Below are 18,558 nucleotides of genomic sequence, written 5' to 3'. Positions count from 1 at the left end.
ATACTAATTTGAAAAAAGAATGCGACAGATTGTAGGGGCAAGGCAGTGCCCATTGGTGTCAACTTAAGGTGAAACCCGCTTGGCGACAACGTTCTGCCCTCACCCCCAGCCCCTCTCCCACCAGGAGAGGGGAGCAAGAGATTTAGTTCCCCTTCTCCAGGGGGAGAAGGGGTTAGGGGATGAGGGCAATATTATTGATGTGTCGCAAATATTATTTAATTTGGTATAGAGTATTGCAATTTTAAGTTCACGACTTAAGCCTAATATATTCGTAACTCTTGCAATGCTGTGACTGTAATATTTAGTTTTAAGTAATTTTATTTTTAATAATACAAATTTAAGCGTACTCATTATAAATAATAAACATATTTAATACGTTTAAATTAATTTAAAAACTTTTATTTGCGTTTTTGCACAACATTAAATGTCCGCGTAAAATCCAAAAATATTTATATAAATCTCTGATTTAAAATAAGGAATAGATTAACCTGGGAGTATAACAATTTAGTATTTCTTAACTCTTTACATAAATTTGTATAATCAAAAATTAGTAGGTGACGAAAATATCATAAAACTGCTATAAGAAGGATGTAATAAATATATTCACAGCAGCAATATATAGAAGTTAATTAATCATCCAACCTCGAAAATTCAATAATATGAGTGTTAGTGAACGTGTCTTAGAAATTCAAGAGTTTTTGCGAAAAACACAGATTTTTCAGAATGTTTTGGATGAGCAACTGCAAGCTTTAGCGAATATTGCGATCGTACAAACTTATAAAAGAGGAAAGACCATTTTTTTAGAAGGAGATGAATGTACAGGATTCTTTATCGTTAAATCTGGCAGAATTAAAGTCTTTAAAGTCGCAAAAGATGGCAAAGAGCAAATTCTGCATATATTTACAGCCGAAGAACATTTTGCCGAAGTACCTACCTTTGATGGCGGAAATTATCCAGCCTCAGCAGCAGCAATTGAGAATTCTGAGGTGGTATTTGTGCCACGAAAAGCATTCTTGATGGTAATCCAACAACATCCAGATTTAGCGATCGCAATTTTGGCAACCTTTGCACGCCACTTGCGAAAGTTAACCTATTTGGTTGATACCCTGTCGTTTCAGGAAGTCCCGGAACGCTTGGGAAACTATTTATTAAAATTAAGCGATCGCATCGGTAATGATGTCGTCGAACTCGATTTATCCAAACGACAACTCGCCGCACTTTTAGGAACGATTCCCGAAACCCTCTCCCGCGCCTTCTATAAACTCACTCAAGAAGGAATCATTGAGATGAACGGTTCCAGCATTCGATTGTGCGATCGCGATCGGCTGGTTCAGAAATGAGGGAGATGAGGGAGAAATTCCCATTACCCATTACCCATTACCCATTACCCATTACCCATTACCCATTACCAAACACCAATCCCCGCATAGCGTTTAATTATTCTCTTCCACTGGTTTCTCCGTTGACTTCTCCACCTTTGGCGAATTATCACTACTGGAATTTTGTTTCACTTCTTGAGTGGGAACCACCACAGCCGGAGGATCTGAACGTTTTGTGTCTGGTGCTGCGGGAGAAGGTGGTATAACTACAGGATTTGACTGCTTCTCTGTGCGAGGTGCAGCAGAATCTTTTTTAGTAGAAGGTGAATTATTAACTGCTGGTGCAGGGGAAGCTTTCCGAGATGATTGGTAAGCCCGTAATTTTTCTACTAAAGATGATGTAGCCGCAGGGCTAGGCGTAGGTGCGGGTTGTTCAGAACTACGGTTTGATGAAGTTTCTTCTTGAGATGTTTTATTAGTATTAGTTTGGGCAGATTCTTCTTGAGAAACGCGACGATAACGCCTGCGTCGTGAAGAGGTAGAAACTGGTCTGACCTCAGAGGATGTAGAGGTTTTAGTTTCTTCACTAGTAGGTGATGGCGTTGTATCTGCTACAGGCGTTTGCGGTGTTTGCTCTTGTGTGGGTTGCGAGAAAAGCGGCGGTGAAGATTCCTGCGGCTGGGGTTGAGATTTGGGCAACATACTAGTAATGCCAAACCCAGCAGTAGCGGCAATCACTGCTACACTAGTGCCAAGAAATACTTTAGATTTTGCTAGTTTTTGTGCTAGTTCTCTGGCATTTTTAAGGTTAGTTGGCACAGTAATTAGTTTTTTGCCAGTATTGCCAAATAAATTTTCTTGTTCTTGCAACGATAAATTAATAGTCGCCACTGTATGAGTCGGTGCGGAAGGTGTGGCTACGGTTCCCGTATTACCTGGGAGGAGTTTGATCCATTCCCCAACTGTGGCTGGACGGAAGCGAGATTCTACCGCCATTCCCCGCATCACCGCTTGATTAACAGCAGCACTCAGGTGTGGTTGTAGTTCCCGGGGAGATGGCATTTGTTCGCGATCGCGCAATAATGCCGGTATGGGTACTTGCCCAGTCAACAATGCATATAATGTCGCAGCCAAGCCATAAACATCTGTAGCGGGTGTGCGTGGCGCTTGGGTGAGATACTGTTCAATGGGAGAATAGCCTTCCGAAACCATGCCTGTGTGTGTTTGTTTGACACCACCGTTAAATTCTCTGGCGATGCCAAAATCAATCAGCACGACTTCTTGAGTGCCTTGGCGCAGGATGATATTATCTGGTTTGACATCGCGGTGCAGCAAACCATTGTTATGTACTACCTGTAAAGCGGCGGCAATTTGCCGGATGTAATGAATTGCGCTGGCTTCTGGTAACGGTATTCCTGGTAAGACAAATGCATCTCCTAAGGTGTCGCCGGGAATATATTCCATTACCATGTAAGGTAAACCAGCCTCGACAAAAAAGTCACTGACCCGCACAATATTAGGGTGGACACAAGTAGCTAATCTTCTGGCCTCATCTTGGAATTGGCGCTCGAACTTGGCAAAATCAGGATGTTGTCGCAGCCTTTCATTAATGGTTTTCATCACTACTTCCTGACCTAAGTAATGATGCGTAGCTTTAAACGTAATGCCAAAGCCACCACGTCCGATTTCTTGGTTAAGGGTATATTTTCCACCCTGTAAAGTTGTACCTGCTAACATAAAGATTTTTGATTCTGTGAGTTCTGAGTCCTAAGTCCTGAGTGAGCAGATAAGTACTGAATCCTGAGTCTTAAGGGATTTCTTGAGAAATCTTCTCTCCCCTCAGTGCTAAAACCTCCCTATTATCGCAACAGTTTTGTCTTTTTCATAATACATTGCTAAATGAAAGGATGAAGTATTCTGATCTCAAAGACTTCCAGATAAAAATATTCGATTTTGATTGTTGACTGTTGACTGTTGACTGTTGACTGTTGACTGTTGACTGTTGACTGTTGACTGTTGACTGTTGACTGTTGACTGTTGACTGTTGATTGTTGACTGTTGACTGTTGACTGTTGACTGTTGACTGTTGACTGTTGACTGTTAACCACTTTCATACTTTTTTTAAAAGCGTTGTCCGATACCGAAATGTACACGGCTTTCTCCTTGGTCGTTAATACCATAGTCAGCCCGAATTAAGCCCAAGGGCGAGTCGAAACGCACCCCTGCACCATAACCAAAACCAGTACCTGGCTTACCGCGTACACCGGCGGGATCTCCTATAACGCTACTACCAGAACCTAAATCGGAGGCAAAGTCAGCAAATAATACACCACCCACTGCTGAGACAAGCGGAAAGCGATATTCTGCGGAAGCTAGTACATAACTGCGACCATTTCCTACATCCCCAGTATTGTAACCGCGCACGGAATTAGAACCGCCTAAGTTAAAGCTTTCATAAGGTGGCAAATTCCCTAAAACTGTTCCAGCTTGCAGATTTACGGCAAATACTTGTGGTTGTTTGCTAGAAAATATCTGTAATGGTACATACTGGCTATAATTCGCTGTGACGCGATTCATCGATATATTCCCTTGACCGACGGGAATTGATTGTTCTGTGCTGAGTTTGAGAACAGAACCTTGAGTGGGATTGAGGGGGTTATTGCGTTGGTCTTTGGTGGCGGTAAAAGATACTGTTGTTAAGTCATCAATACCTGTACCACTGGCAGTTAAAGCATTTCCTTTGGCATCAGTTGGGGTGAGATTACCTTGGCGATCGCGGATACTAATTCGGTTATAGTTAAATCCTAAAGATGTATCCCAACCATCAATGGGGCGTTGCAGGCTCACACTACCACCAATTCGCCCTTCTCTAGCTCTGTCACCATTTGGTAATGGGACTTCATCATCAAATGTCGTTGAGAGTTCCCGACGGCGAAAGGCATTGATTGTATATCCTAGGGTATCAGGGCTAGTTTCGCGATAAGGACTTGTATATTTGGTATCAAATTGGAAGTCGCGCAACCCCACACCAACATTTAAACCCAAAGTATTATTCTTACCGCCAACATTCTGGTCTTGATAAGTTAATGTACCTAAAACTCCTTGGTCAGCGTTATAACTACCACCAACGTTAACTGCACGGGCCCCAGTTTCTTTGAGTTCGTAGACTAAATCTACCTTGTTGGCATCCCCTTCTAAAGCTACATTCACAGTTTCAAATAAGCCTGTGCGATATAGTTGTTGCACATCTTGCCTAACAGTATTTTCTTGGAAAATTTGACCAGGTTTGAGTTTGAGTTGTTGGCGAATAAAATCTGGTTTAGTACGCCCACTAACGGGATTACCTTTGCTATCAACGCTTTGACCATCATCGTTGAGAAAGCGAAACTTAATATCCCCTACCAAACCTTCGGCAACATTCACAGTCAGAATTCCTTCGCGGTTGGGTTTAATTGACATCACCCGCGCTAAGTTGTAACCGTTATCGGCATACCATTTATTAATTTGTTGTACTGCTTGCTGGAGTGCAGCCGGACTAATCACAGCACCAATTTGCGATTGGAATGGTGCTAAAGCAACTTGATAAGTCAGCACCTTCGCTCCAGAAAGCTGCAGCGATCGCACTACTATGGGTTGTACCTGATACACTACATTCAACCCGGCTGGTGTAGTGCGGCTACTGACATTAGCGCTAGTAAATAAACCTGTATTCAAAATTGCTGCTACATCTTTTTGCAGCTGGCTTTGACTAGTATCGCCGCCTTTTTGGGTCTTAATTACTTGGCGAACTATCTGTTGTAATTCCTGACTTGCACCTAATATCTGCACATCTGTGGCGGTGACAACTAAATTATTGTCAATTGCTGGGGGAGTCGCGGCTGGAGGCGTAACAACTGGCGTTACCTTTGGGGTGGAAGTGTTAGGAGTTGTTACTTTAGCATTCCCCTTTGTTCCTTGGTTAAGAGAAACAGGTGCAGCAGGCGTGCGAACAATCACAGGTGGAGTAGGAAGTACAACTGGTACATTCTTCTTATTACCCTGTTCCGGAGTTACCATAACTGCGGAGTTGTTATTCACCCCTCTTTGCACAACTACAGGATTTTGAGAAAATTGTTGGGCAACTACAGTCTCCGGTGCTGAAACCGCTTCTACCCGTGCTGGCGAGTCTTCAATCACCGGAACTATTAATTTAGTTGCTTTTTCAGTTTGAATAGAATTTTGGGCGGGTGCAGCCATTGCTTGTTGAGTGGCATTACTAGCTGCCAAGGTCGCTAAAGTAAAAATTGCTGCAGAAGAAACTCGCATAATATTTAGCTTAGTGTGTGGGGATTAGGGGTTGGGTGTTGGGGGTACAAGGAGGAGAAAGGAGGCAAATAAGGGAAGGCAGACAACAACAATCAGAGGACATCAGCAATGCCCAATGCCCAATGCCCCGTGCCCTCTTGCTAAACAAGACATTTATTAGTGAATTTTTGTTTCATATGAATGATGTATCGCCCTTATCTGTAGCGTCCCCAGCGCCATCTTCTAGTTCTCGTTTGCAGCTACTGGTATTAAGTAATGGACATGGCGAAGATGTAATTGCTATCCGGATTTTGCAAGCACTGCAACAACAATCAAACCCACCAGATATTTTTGCTTTACCTCTGGTGGGTGAAGGACACGCTTATCAACAGTTGAATGTTCCTGTGATTGGTTCGGTAAGGACTTTGCCTTCTGGCGGTTTTATTTATATGGATGGACGACAACTAGCCAAAGATGTCCGTGGTGGTTTAGTGCAATTAACCCTCAGCCAAATTAAAGCTGTGCGTCGTTGGGTGAAATCGCAAAAAAAACAAGGTAATAGAAAAGCAATTTTGGCTGTAGGCGATATTGTCCCACTTTTATTTGCTAAATTTAGCGGTGCTAACTATGCTTTTGTGGGCACGGCGAAATCAGAATATTATGTGCGCGATGAATCTGGTTTATTACCACGTAAAAATAAAGGCGCAAAATGGGAGAATTTTTCTGGTTCGATTTACCATCCTTGGGAACGCTGGTTGATGAGTCGTCGCCATTGTCGGGCGGTGTTCCCTAGAGATTCGCTAACCACAGAAATCTTAAAAAAATGGCCGATTCCCGCTTTTGATTTGGGTAATCCGATGATGGATGGATTGTCACCATCCTTTCCTACGCAAAGATTTTATAGCGGAGATATCCAGCAACAAGAAATCGCCCGCCCTCTGATTGTAACTCTGCTCCCTGGTTCTCGCGCACCAGAAGCATATAATAACTGGGAAACCATTACAGTTGCCGTGTCTGCATTACTTGCCAGTTTCCGGGAGCGCGATTCGGTTTTTCACACTTCTGGCACAATAATATTTTTAGGAGCGATCGCACCTAGTTTAGACTGTAACACTTTAACCAAAACTCTCACCATCCAAGGCTGGCGTTCTCAGCCAGAGTTACCCATCCAACTGAGCGACCCGAATGCATTGACATTTAAGCAAAAAAATGCTTATTTTATTCTGACGCAACAAGCCTATAACGATTGCTTGCATTTAGGAGATTTTGCGATCGCAATGGCAGGTACAGCCACAGAACAATTCGTAGGTTTAGGAAAACCTGCGATCGCCATTTCCGGTCAAGGGCCGCAATATAATCCTGGCTTTGCCGAAGCGCAAAGTCGCCTTCTGGGGCCATCTTTGATTTTAGTAGATCAGCCCAGCAAAGTTGCCAAAGAAGTGCAGTCTTTATTCCAGAATCCCGACAGGTTGCAAATAATTGCCGACAACGGTTTACTGCGGATGGGTCAACCAGGCGCAGCACAACGCATTGCTGAGTGTTTGCAATCAAGGTTGTGAGTACTGAATTACAAGTTACTCTTACTCATTACCCATTACTCATTACTCATTACCCCACCAACCCCGAACGCAAGGCGCGAACAGCAGCCTGTGTGCGATCATCAGCGCAGAGTTTGTTGAGGATGTTGCGAACGTGGGTTTTGACGGTACCAACTGTAATGTAGAGTTTTTCGGCAATTTGACCGTTGCTACAACCTGCAACAATCAATTCCAAAATTTCTAATTCCCGTTGTGTCAGGGGGTAGGTTTCTAAAACTTGTTCGTATTCTGATGCTAAAGCCTCAATTTTCACTGTTTTTGGCTTATCACTGGCTTGGGTATCTGCGGGTAAACCTTGCCGCATTTTCCGTAATACTACGTTAGCGATCGCGGGGTCAATCCATGAGTTACCAGTAAATGTGGCTTGAATGGCTTCAGTTAATCTGCTAATACTAGTTTCTTTCATGTAGTACGAGTCTGCACCGGCAGCAAATGCAGCTAGTACCGCATCCTCTGTATGATCCATTGTCAGGATGAGAATTTTGGTGGCTTGTCCGGTTTCTGCTTGCTGGCGTTTAAATTTACGGGTGAGTTCAATGCCATCCATGTCAGGTAAGCCAATATCTACCACTGCTACATCTGGCTTCGCTGTTTCTAAAAGTTTTAATCCTTGAGTGGCGTTGGCTGCTTCACCAATTACTTTCAGTCCACTCTGAGACTGTAATGCAGCTTTTAGACCCATCCGAGTTAAATCGTGATCCTCAATTAAAATAATGCTAATTTCACTCATTGCGACACTCACGTTCTGTGACTCCATCTGCTTAAATACTAAGTTTTGTAAGCTATTTATCTACTTTTACCAAACCAAAGATAGATGATTATTACACTTGCGTGCATCCACCGATAGAAATAAGAAATTTACGTTTTTTGGACTGGATAGATGTAAATATCTGGCCGCAGATGTATAGATATTTTACAAGAGAAAATGAAATATTTAGATAAACTGCCGCTTGCCCTATTCTTTCGTTTTTAGCTAGAGAGCGATCGCTCATAAAACTTCAGACTATAGTTGTGAGATTAAGATCTGGAAAATAAGCTAACAAAAATGCAAAGATATCAACAAACTAAAGCTGGCATAGAAGAAATTGAGCGACCAATGAGGGCAATATTTAACCAAAGTTTTGAATTTATTGCTCTGTTGGAGCCAGATGGCATTCTGATTGATATTAATCAGACAGCTTTAGATTTTGGCAGACTAACTAGTAATGATGTGCTTGGTTTGCCTTTATGGGAAGCTAGTTGGTGGCAGCTTACTAAGGCCAATCAGGTAAAAATCCGAGAAGCGATCGCCATTGCTGGTAGTGGCGAATTAGTACAAAATCGAGTTGAAATTCTGGGAACAGGTAATACAGTCGCTACTTTAGACTTTACGATTCGCCCAATTAAAAATCAAAGTGGGCGGATTATTTTGTTGATTTTCAAAGGTCGAGATTTAGGCGATCGCAAATTATTAACAGGCGAACACAGCGTTACAGCTAAGACAGAAAAGGCTAACAATCAATTGCCTTTTGATGCTGATATATTTCACAATATCCCCTTCGGTTTACAAATTTGGCATTTAGCCAAACCCAATAATATTAACTCTTTACAATTATTAGCAGCTAATCCGGTTGCCAGTGAGTTGATGGGGATAAATTTATCAGAATATGTCGGTAAATCAATTACAGAATTTTCTCCTGACCAATTGATATTAAATCAGGCAAATATCGAACTTTATGCCAAAGTAGCCCTTTCCGGTCAAGGCGAAGTTAAACAAATTGATTACTGCAATCAAAATACTCCCTATAGTTTTTTCAATGTCAGAGTATTTCCCTTACCAAATCGTTGTGTAGGTGTGGCTTTCGATCATATTGCTCATTGTCAGTTAACAGAACAAGCCTTACAAGAAAGCGAGCAAAGATTCCAAATCATGGCTAATAATGCACCGATAATGATTTGGATGTCGGGATTAGATAAACTGTGCAATTTCTTTAATCAAAACTGGCTGGAATTTACTGGCCGGACAATGGAACAAGAATTAGGTAATGGCTGGTCGCAGGGAGTGCATCCCGAGGATTTGCAATATTGTTTAGCAACTTATATTACAGCCTTTGACAATCGCCAAACATTTAGTATGGAGTTTCGCTTACGAAGGTTTGATGGCGAATATCGCTGGATATTAGATAACGGTACTCCCAGATTTACCACAGATGGTAATTTTGTGGGATATATCGGTTCATGTATTGATATTACCCATCACAAACAAACTGAACAGGCTTTACAACAACGAGCTGAAGAACTTTCACGCTCTAACCAAATTCTGGCGCAAACCACCACAATTTTGCAAAATCGCAATCAAGAACTCGACCAATTTGCTTATGTTGCTTCCCACGATTTAAAAGCACCTTTAAGGGCGATCGCTAGTCTTTCCGAATGGTTAGAAGAAGACCTCAAAGGACAACTTCCCCCAGAAAATCAACAGCAAATGCGTTTGCTACGTGGGAGAGTGCGGCGCATGGAATCACTAATTAACGGCTTGCTGGAATATTCCCGCATTGGACGCATTCAAACACCATCTTCTCAGGTAAATGTGGGTGTATTGCTCAAAGAAGTCATTGACTCTTTACAACCACCAGCAACTTTTCACATCGAAATTGCCCATAAAATGCCTACTTTGATTGCTAAACGCCTACCCCTGCAACAAGTATTTGCAAATTTAATAGGCAATGCTATTCAGCATCACTCCAGAATAGATGGTATGGTCAACATATCAGTTCAGGATAGAGGAAAATACTACGAATTCACCATTGCAGATGATGGGCCAGGCATCTCCTCTGAGTATCACGATAAAATATTTACGATCTTCCAAACTTTAGAATCACGCGATCGCAAAGAAAATACAGGTATTGGTTTGGCGATCGTCAAGAAAATTGTCGAAACAGAAGGAGGTACGATTAGCTTAGAATCTGCAGTCAATCAAGGAAGCATTTTTCGCTTTACCTGGCCCAAACAACCTGATGAGTAAAATTGCTCAGGCTTATGGTACATAATCTATTAGGAAGCAACTCAGACCAATGACTGAGGACGGGCCGGCACCTGCTCATTTACAATTGGGTTGAGCATGATAAGGTAATTTATTTTACTATTTATCAGCTACGTCTGCTTTCAGGGGCTAATAACCACCTGTTTGTTAATTGCTTGCTAATGATAACCACACTGAGGTGAATTAATTTAGCAGGAGAAATTTTTTTATGTTCTCCATTTCGGAATATATTAGCTCTGCTGTACTAGCTATTTTAAGCTCATACATTAGAGATTAACCAGATTGCTGAAAAAAAAGAATATATAAAAGCAGAAGATGACAGAAAGAGTAATTAACATTCTATTAGTGGAGGACGATGAAGTTGATATCATGAATGTCAAGCGGGCATTCAAGAAAGTTAATATCACTAACCCGATTTATTTAGCCAATAATGGGCTAGAAGCATTAAATATGCTTCGCGGTCATGATGACCAACCCCCTGTAATTCCTATAGAACGCCGCTTGATTCTCCTAGATTTAAATATGCCGAAAATGGGTGGCATAGAATTTCTGCAAGAATTACGTTCTGACCCAAGATTGAAGACAACTCCTGTGGTCGTCATGACGACATCAAATCAGGATCAAGACCGAGTAGAAGCCTATAACTTAAATGTTGCTGGCTATATCTTAAAGCCTGTCACATTCTCCAATTTTGTCGAGATGATGGCAACTCTTAACAGGTATTGGATACTGTGCGAAATGCCTTAATCAGCTCATACCTAGGGAGTAAAATACCGGATTTTTGATTGTACGTTGGGAATCAACAGCCCTAAAGATGAAGCATAGAAAGTAAGTATTACCCAATCTAATATCTAATATGATTAGTTAAATAGCTTGAAAATGGTAATGCTATAGATCAACCTGTATTTGACAGCGAAAATAAAAGCCGATGGAAGAGACGCTGAAAATTTTGGTTGTAGATGATGATGAAGTAGACCGAATGGCAGTACGACGTGCCCTGAAACAAGCAGGTGTGTCAATGGAACTGTCAGAAGTAGGTGTATGCAATGATGCGATCTCTACCCTCAAAACTACTACTTATGACTGCGTTTTTCTTGACTATCGCTTACCAGATGCTGATGGTTTGACCTTGATTCAAAAATTACGCGCTCTAGAAATTAAAGTACCTATCGTAGTGCTGACAGGTCAAGGAGATGACCAAATTGCTGTTGAGTTGATGAAAGCTGGTGCGACAGATTATTTATCCAAAGCTAAAGTTTCTGCAGAAATTTTGGCACAAGTTTTACGGAATGCTATTCGTGTTCATCGAGCAGAAATGCAAGCGGCTTTGGCTCATCAACAACTTAAAGAAAGTAACGAGCAACTGTTAAGAAAAAATCAAGAATTAGAAAGACAACGGCAACAAATTCATCTACAAAATTTAAGATTATTAGAAGCATCAAGATTAAAATCGCAGTTTTTGGCGACAATTTCCCATGAACTGCGAACTCCCATGAATGCCATTATTGGCTTTTCGCAAATCTTACTACGTCCTAAATTTGGGCAACTGACAAATCAGCAAAAGGATATGGTAGAACGTATCCTCAATAATGGTAAACATTTGCTGATGTTATTAAACGAAGTTCTCGATTTTTCTAAGTTAGAAGCTGGCAGGTTTGAGCTGAAGCCAGAATGGGTTGATTTGCCAAAAATAATTGATGCAACCGTCGCTGAAGTTAGTTCTTTAGCAGAAGTTAAGAATCTATCTTTATCTGTAAAAATAGATTTAGAAAATCCCTTAATATTTAATGACTCTAACCGTATCCAACAAATCTTAGTTAATTTACTTTCTAACGCCATTAAATTTACAGAGTCTGGGAATATTGGGGTTGAAGTCAGTGAACTCCCAACTGATAGTATTGCAATTACTGTGCGCGATACAGGAATTGGTATTGCATCTCGAGATTTTAAATTAATTTTTGAAGCCTTTCGGCAAGTCGATCAAAGTATTACTCGCAAATACCCAGGTACAGGTTTGGGTTTAGCAATTGTCGATTCCTTAGTCAAAATGATGAACGGCAAAATCATTCTCAAGAGCCTATTAGGTGTTGGCTCTATGTTTAGAATCGAATTGCCGCGTCAAATCGCATTATCAACTACAAAAGTTGATGCTAACGCGTTAAAATATGATAATGATTATATTATTTGCTCTGCTCAGAATCCCCATCAAAGTTATTCGGAATCGAGCCAGAATCCTCATAAATATCATTCAGAATCTCACAGAGTATCGATGGGTTCTCCTAACGTCAGATTCTAAAATTAATCCTCAAAAAGCTAAATTGATAGATCATGTCTGTTGCAGAAAATTCTAAAGTTTTTCGTATTCTGGCGGTTGATGATACTCAAGATAATCTCATATTAGTGCAAACAATTTTAGAAAGTGAAGGATATGAGATTGAACTAGTATCTGATGGTTTATCAGCTTTAAAAAAAGTTGAACAATCATCATTCGATTTAATTTTATTAGATGTGATGATGCCAGGGATGGATGGCTATGAAGTTACACGTCGCATCCGTGGAAACCCAGAGCTAAAGAAAATCTATATTCCCATTCTTCTCATTACCGCCTTTCATGAATCTAGCGTAGTGGAAGGTCTAGACGTTGGCGCTGACGACTTTATTCGCAAACCATTTGATACCGATGAACTACTAGCCAGAGTGCGATCGCTTTTACGCCTCAAAGAAAGTCTGGACGAACAAAGAAAAATGGCTCGTCAAAGAGAAGACTTTGTATCTCGCCTCACCCATGATTTGCGAACTCCATTAGTAGCAGCCGATCGGATGCTGTATTTATTTCAGGAAGAAGCTTTCTGTAAAATCTCCCCTGAAATGAAACAAGCAATCAGCGTCATGATTCGCAGTAACCAAAACTTGATGCAAATGGTCAATACCCTCTTAGAAGTTTCTCGCTTCGAGGCTGGTAAAAAAACCTTGAATTGGGAAAGTTGCGACCTCAAAGAAACAGCACAAGAAGTAGTTAGCGAACTGAACCCCCTAGCAATGGAGAAGCAGTTAACTCTAAAAGTAGACACTCATAAACTAGACTCACTAGGAGACAAAGCTGGTGTAGTTATGGGTGACAGCTTAGAACTAAGAAGAGTTTTGAGCAATTTAGTAGGAAACGCCATCAAGTTTACAGATACAGGCGGCGTAGAAATTCGCTTGCGTGAAGAACCTTACGGGCCGCAAAAACAAACTTATCTCACAATTGAAGTTGAAGATACAGGCTATGGGATTGCACCTGAAGACCAAGCAACAATTTTTGAGCGCTTTCGTCAAGGTAAAAATAAACGCTCCGGGAGTGGCTTAGGCTTGCACTTATCAAGCAGAATTGTAGAAGCACATGGCGGTAAAATTGAAGTTACCTCTGTGCTAGGTCAAGGAAGTAAATTTACAGTACACTTGCCAAAGAATACTGAGGAATAAGCAATTCAAAATTTCTCAATATCGCTTAAATTAAGTACATCTAATTTAAATTTGCTTGATGGTAAAGGAATAGCCTATAAATTTATCCTTTCCCAAACAGCAAATTATCAATAACAGGTTAATTACGAATTACGTAGCGCTTTGCGCTACTCTTCGAGAACGCTTTCAGCAAACCCGTAGGGTATTACGAATTACGAATTACGAACTACCAAAATTATTCTCTACATAACTCAAACCCTGATGTGGAATCAATTTTCCCACACAGCAGACGGCGGATCACACTTTCTAATTCCTCAATCATATAAGGTTTGCTGAGGTAGGCATTAAAACCAGCCTTCAGAATCCGTTCCTGATCTTCTCTGCTTGCTAAAGCTGTGACTGCTACTACAGGAATGTTGCAAGTGAGTGCATCTTGTTTTAAATAACGCACTACATCCATACCGCTAATAGTGGGTAATAAAATATCTAAAAGAATCAAATCTGGCTGGTACTCTTTAGCAACTAATACGGTATTAGTACTATCTTTTTGACAAATAAATCTACAACCAAGTGATTCAAGCGCATAACTCATCAACACGAGATTATCATCATGATCTTCTACTGCCAAAATTAAAGGCCGCGGAGAGTTTTGCTTCTTTTCATCACTCATGAATGAATGTGCTAACATTTCTTCTCCAGAATATTTAAATAAGACTAATTACCTATAGCGAAATCACAACTTTTGCACCATTAAGGATGAACTTGCATTTCGCTATCTGCAATTAAGAATCTTGATTCATGGTGTATGCGCTGAAGTTTATCAAGCTTAATCTGAAGCTATAGCAGTTACTCTTGTATTATATGCAAAATTAAAGAATGTTTTTAGGTTTATAACATAGAAACTTCAAATAGTCAGAAAAGTAGATATAACTTAATGACCAAACTATCATGCACTTTTATGTACATTATTGGCAGTTAAATATACAGGTATTTCTCAAATGAAAATACCAGTAATTACAGCAAATAACGCAAAAGTATAGCCTGCTAATTCAGGACTTTTCTCATCTCTCAAAGGTTATAAAACTAACTCATCCTATAAATGAATATAGCTTTCTGAAGCACTTATTGTAAGTGGTGATTACCCACAGCATCACAGCTAAAGTTTAAGCGTACATTAGGCAGGTAGTATCAATATAAACTTTACCAGTAGTCAAAAGAGAAATTAATAACATCTGCCAAGAGACATGATTTAATAATTAAATTTCTCTTGTCCTGTCTGATCTATATTTATTGACAATCATGCCAACCTCAGCAGAGTTGTCCGGACTTGACAGGTTGGGAATTTTTATACTACAATGTAATACAAAGGATACTCAACTATATAAATTTAGATGCCGTTCTATCTTCCTTCCATTTATACAGAAAGTAACCTGTCAAAAATTAACCACAGTTTTTTTGATTCTTGAAAATATAAAGTTTCGCCACCTTGAGATAAGTGTATATACTCTGGCTAGATAGCAATTTTTGTCAGGTGTGTACTGCCTCATCTTAGCTCAAATACTGATTTTTACGTTTTGGGTAGTACGCAGTGGATGGTTAATGTGTATTAGTAGCGGCAAATCGCCAGTAACTACTATCGCTACGCTAAATTAAAATTACCCTCAGATTTATCTATAAAAATTAAAATCGCAACTTCATGCATTACATAGCTTTGTGGAATGATATATTTCCTTCCAAGCTAAATGTACTAGATTATACTAGAAAAAACTTTTTGACCTTTTCTACGTCAACATCAATTAACTCCACTACCGCTACATCAGTAAAAATATGGTTTTTGATGATTTTAGAAATAACGATGGCAATTCCGCAAATAACAACCGTCAAAACCTTCTAAGTAGCGGTTGGCGGCCATTTCAGCGTGACTTTGATTTAGTGTATTTTGGGCAAGTTCTCTTTCATGATACCCAAGAGTTAACTCAAAAAACTATTAACTTAGCTAGTTATTATGCGGATGCGTTAGGTAGAAGAGATTACAGTTGGTGGGCAAATATATTAAATGTCGCTTCCGATTATACAAGGGGAGAACTCCAAAAATTTTGGAATTTCATTACCCCAGAGCCGCTAACACCAGATAACCGCTATAAGGAAGTTCTGAGTACAGAAACTCCCATTATGCAATTTGTCAGCCGCAATAGTATTCCTATTGATTATGTACTAAATCGGTTGCAAGAAATTACTGTATTGAGAGTATTAAAAATCTTAGAGCGACCGGATATTATTACTCAATATTATTCAGAACGTGATTTTTACTTTCCTGTTGAAAAATTTATCAATTGGGAAAGAATAGATGTAATTAATACTGTGTATGCGTACTGGTCTAAATACGATATTTGGCTGCAAATTGACCCTTACGATCGCGGACGGCGACAATATACTTTAATGGCCAAAGATATGGCTACCTTAATTAATAAAGCGACTTATGATTTAGCCGTGATGTTAAGCGGTTATCAAAGCCGTGTAGGTAAGGTGAACAGCCTATTTCCTATTCGTACATTTCCCGCAGATATTCAAAACTTCACAGACACAGTACAACAAGCAATTCTCAATCAAAATCAGTTAGCTGTGGTTGTACATGGCGAACCCGGTACAGGTAAAACTGCATGGACACAAGCAGTAGCCCAAGAAATTCTTGTACCTTTAGGCTTTGTGATTTTTATCTTAGATCATGATGCAATTACTAATTTTGTACCACCCACTTATCTAGAAAGAATTTGCATCATTATTAATGAAGCTGATAACTTAGCGCAAAATCGTGCTTATGAAGTAGCGCAATATAACAATAAAACCGAACATATTCTTAGTTTATTAGATGGTACTTTGTACCAAAGCGTAGTTGATGAATCTGGTATTCAGATGAAGCAGCGTTTAGTAGTATTGATGACTTGCAATACTACAGAAAGATTAGATCCAGCAATGTTACGCAAGGGAAGAGTAGATTTAATCTATGAATTTAATCAAAAATTTGTTTAATAATAAGTAGGGCGATGCAATTAAAGATAACTAGCAAAGGCTGTCATTTGTTATTTGTCATTTGTCATTTGTCCTTGGTCATTGGTAAGGGATTTCCAAGAAATAAATTATTCCATCTTGCCCGCCCCACAATAAATACTGGGATATTTTTTATTTGGAAGTCCCTAAGTCAGGCTTATTTATGTTGCGTGAACTACCTACACTGCCGCAAGCGGTCAGTGTAGGCTTCCCAAATCATTGGGAACTGCCTCAGACTTGGTGGATTTTTTACGTCCAGAAGTCTTTGGTCTTACATCCCCTCCTTGGGCAGAAGTGCTAGTTCCTAACACCAAAAGTCGCAAACCTTCATTTCTGATATTGACCGCAGCATTGATGTCCCTATCATGCTGCTTTTGGCAGTGTGGACAATCTACAAACCTAACTTTCAATGAATCATACCCATTCTGCAACATTGGGATTGGTAGTAGAGTCTCACTGCAAAGCTGAGATGAGGGGAAGAAACGATTAATTTCTTGATATTTATGCCCAAATTTCTCAGACTTATATTTCAACATAGTGAGAAACATTCCCCAACCTTGGTCGCTAATAGCTTTTGCTAAGTTAGGGTTTTTCACCATATTCTTAACTGCCAAATCTTCCACACAAATCACTTGATTTTCGTATGCTATTTTGCGAGATAGCTTGTGTAGAAAGTCTTCTCTTACTCTAGCTATTTTGCTAGAAACTTTAGCTACTAAGCGTTTAGCTTTTTGACGTTTTTTAGATGTCTTGTCTTTTTTCCTTGATAGTTGCTTCTGCTTACGCTTGCGATTCTTCTCTAACTTTGCTAACCGTTTTTTGGGTAGGTCATATTTTGAACCATCAGAAGTGGTTACAAAGTTTTTTAAGCCAAGGTCTACACCAATAGCTTCATTGATTGCAACTACTGGTATATCGTCTTGATTGAATAAAATAGAAGCGTAGTATCTACCATCTGCATTTTTAGATATGGTTACAGTTGTGAACTTAGCATTTGGTAGTTCTTTGTGAAACACGGCTTTAACCATCCCCAAATTACCAGGAAACTTAATCACAGAATCCTGTGGCATTAACTTCACATTTTGGGGATATTGAATTGATTGCTTGCCATGTTTAGATTTAAAGTTAGGGTATTTAGTACGTCCTTCAAAGAAATTGACAAACGCACTAGAAAGATTGAATGTTACCCTCTGCAATACTTGACTGTATGCGAGTCCCAACCATTCAAATTCTTTCTTTAATCCTGGCAGCAATTTATCCATTGCAACCTTAGAAAGACCAATCCGGGTTTCTTTGTACGCTGTAGTTGTGGCATTAAGCATATAATTCCACAACCATCTAGTATTACCAAAACATTGAGCCAGATAGGATTCTTGCTCATCAGTGGGATAAATTCTTAACTTGATTGCTCTATACATGGTTCGCCACTTGGCGGTGTCGGTTTCCGTCCCGCCAAAGTGGCGAACCCGTTCGCGAAGCGTTCCCGAAGGGTAGGGCATCGACCTTTACCGTGTTTCAAGGTTCATGATCATATAAAAACTCGTAGTGAGTCAATACATACAAAATGTTCGTTTCCTCCATGTCCTTCTCCCTGTTCTCCCTACGGGAGAATAGGGAGAAGGACTGTCGTCAACTCACGCGCAATTCATCTCACGCTCCCCTTCGGGTGAGACGTGAGCCTTCTTTCTGTTAAAGGTAATATAGTAGAGATGCGTTAGCGTAACGCATCTTACATGAATTTCAGCGGATTCCTAAATATATGCAAATTAGATGTGTTTTAGTAATTACGAATTACAAATTACGAATTACGAATTACTAAACATGTAAATATACTCACTTCTGC

13 protein-coding genes are annotated in these 18,558 nt (G+C 40.0%); 7 read left to right on the top strand and 6 right to left on the bottom strand.

Features of this window, described 5'->3' with window-relative positions:
• Positions 1-659 precede the first annotated feature (659 nt).
• Positions 660-1,340 carry a Crp/Fnr family transcriptional regulator gene (locus tag HG267_RS11270; protein WP_045869055.1) on the top strand — a complete coding sequence of 227 codons (681 nt, stop codon included), beginning with the start codon at positions 660-662 and terminating at the stop codon, positions 1,338-1,340.
• A 93-nt stretch (positions 1,341-1,433) separates the two neighbouring features.
• On the opposite strand, the gene HG267_RS11265 is transcribed toward HG267_RS11270, so the two are convergent.
• The 3 genes from HG267_RS11265 to HG267_RS11255 form a co-directional block, all read right to left on the bottom strand.
• Complete coding sequence (locus HG267_RS11265) at positions 1,434-3,056, bottom strand: serine/threonine protein kinase (protein WP_045869054.1); 1,623 nt, start codon at positions 3,054-3,056, stop codon at positions 1,434-1,436.
• Between the two features lie 158 nt (positions 3,057-3,214).
• Positions 3,215-3,433 carry a hypothetical protein gene (locus HG267_RS11260; protein ID WP_045869053.1) on the bottom strand — a complete coding sequence of 73 codons (219 nt, stop codon included), beginning with the start codon at positions 3,431-3,433 and terminating at the stop codon, positions 3,215-3,217.
• A gap of 7 nt (positions 3,434-3,440) precedes the next feature.
• Positions 3,441-5,624, bottom strand: a complete 2,184-nt coding sequence (locus HG267_RS11255) for an outer membrane protein assembly factor (RefSeq protein ID WP_045869052.1) — start codon at positions 5,622-5,624, stop codon at positions 3,441-3,443.
• 176 nt (positions 5,625-5,800) lie between these two features.
• Here HG267_RS11255 and HG267_RS11250 point away from each other — a divergent pair, with 176 nt between their 5' ends.
• Positions 5,801-7,162 carry a lipid-A-disaccharide synthase-related protein gene (locus HG267_RS11250; protein WP_045869623.1) on the top strand — a complete coding sequence of 454 codons (1,362 nt, stop codon included), beginning with the start codon at positions 5,801-5,803 and terminating at the stop codon, positions 7,160-7,162.
• A gap of 49 nt (positions 7,163-7,211) precedes the next feature.
• Here HG267_RS11250 and HG267_RS11245 read toward each other — a convergent pair whose 3' ends face one another.
• Positions 7,212-7,931, bottom strand: a complete 720-nt coding sequence (locus HG267_RS11245) for a response regulator (protein ID WP_045869051.1) — start codon at positions 7,929-7,931, stop codon at positions 7,212-7,214.
• Positions 7,932-8,246: 315 nt separating this feature from the next.
• Between HG267_RS11245 and HG267_RS11240 the strand changes: the two genes are divergently transcribed.
• From HG267_RS11240 to HG267_RS11225, 4 genes are all read left to right on the top strand, one after another.
• A complete protein-coding gene (locus tag HG267_RS11240) occupies positions 8,247-10,205 on the top strand; it encodes a PAS domain S-box protein (RefSeq protein ID WP_081583940.1) in 1,959 nt (652 codons plus the stop codon).
• A 333-nt stretch (positions 10,206-10,538) separates the two neighbouring features.
• Entirely contained in the window at positions 10,539-10,970 is a 432-nt protein-coding gene (locus HG267_RS11235; protein WP_045869050.1) for a response regulator, read from the top strand.
• Between the two features lie 181 nt (positions 10,971-11,151).
• The gene (locus HG267_RS11230; protein ID WP_045869049.1) at positions 11,152-12,519 is read left to right on the top strand and encodes a hybrid sensor histidine kinase/response regulator; all 1,368 of its coding nucleotides are present in this window, start codon (positions 11,152-11,154) and stop codon (positions 12,517-12,519) included.
• 32 nt (positions 12,520-12,551) lie between these two features.
• Positions 12,552-13,688 carry a hybrid sensor histidine kinase/response regulator gene (locus tag HG267_RS11225; RefSeq protein ID WP_045869048.1) on the top strand — a complete coding sequence of 379 codons (1,137 nt, stop codon included), beginning with the start codon at positions 12,552-12,554 and terminating at the stop codon, positions 13,686-13,688.
• 214 nt (positions 13,689-13,902) lie between these two features.
• On the opposite strand, the gene HG267_RS11220 is transcribed toward HG267_RS11225, so the two are convergent.
• Positions 13,903-14,355, bottom strand: coding sequence for a response regulator (locus tag HG267_RS11220; RefSeq protein WP_228045603.1), 453 nt, complete (start codon positions 14,353-14,355; stop codon positions 13,903-13,905).
• A 1,139-nt stretch (positions 14,356-15,494) separates the two neighbouring features.
• On the opposite strand from HG267_RS11220, the gene HG267_RS11215 reads away from it, so the two are divergent.
• Positions 15,495-16,697 carry an AAA family ATPase gene (locus HG267_RS11215; protein ID WP_045869046.1) on the top strand — a complete coding sequence of 401 codons (1,203 nt, stop codon included), beginning with the start codon at positions 15,495-15,497 and terminating at the stop codon, positions 16,695-16,697.
• A gap of 215 nt (positions 16,698-16,912) precedes the next feature.
• Here the strand turns inward: HG267_RS11215 and HG267_RS11210 are convergent, their stop codons facing one another.
• Positions 16,913-18,133: an RNA-guided endonuclease InsQ/TnpB family protein gene (locus HG267_RS11210; protein ID WP_045869045.1), complete on the bottom strand. Its 1,221-nt coding sequence runs from the start codon at positions 18,131-18,133 to the stop codon at positions 16,913-16,915.
• Positions 18,134-18,558: the final 425 nt, after the last annotated feature.

Origin of the sequence: Tolypothrix sp. PCC 7601 (assembly GCF_025677855.1) — a bacterium.
Taxonomy (GTDB): domain Bacteria; phylum Cyanobacteriota; class Cyanobacteriia; order Cyanobacteriales; family Nostocaceae; genus Aulosira; species Aulosira diplosiphon.
The sequence above is the reverse complement of the archived record's forward strand: the minus strand, read 5'-3'. Positions and strand labels throughout refer to the sequence as shown.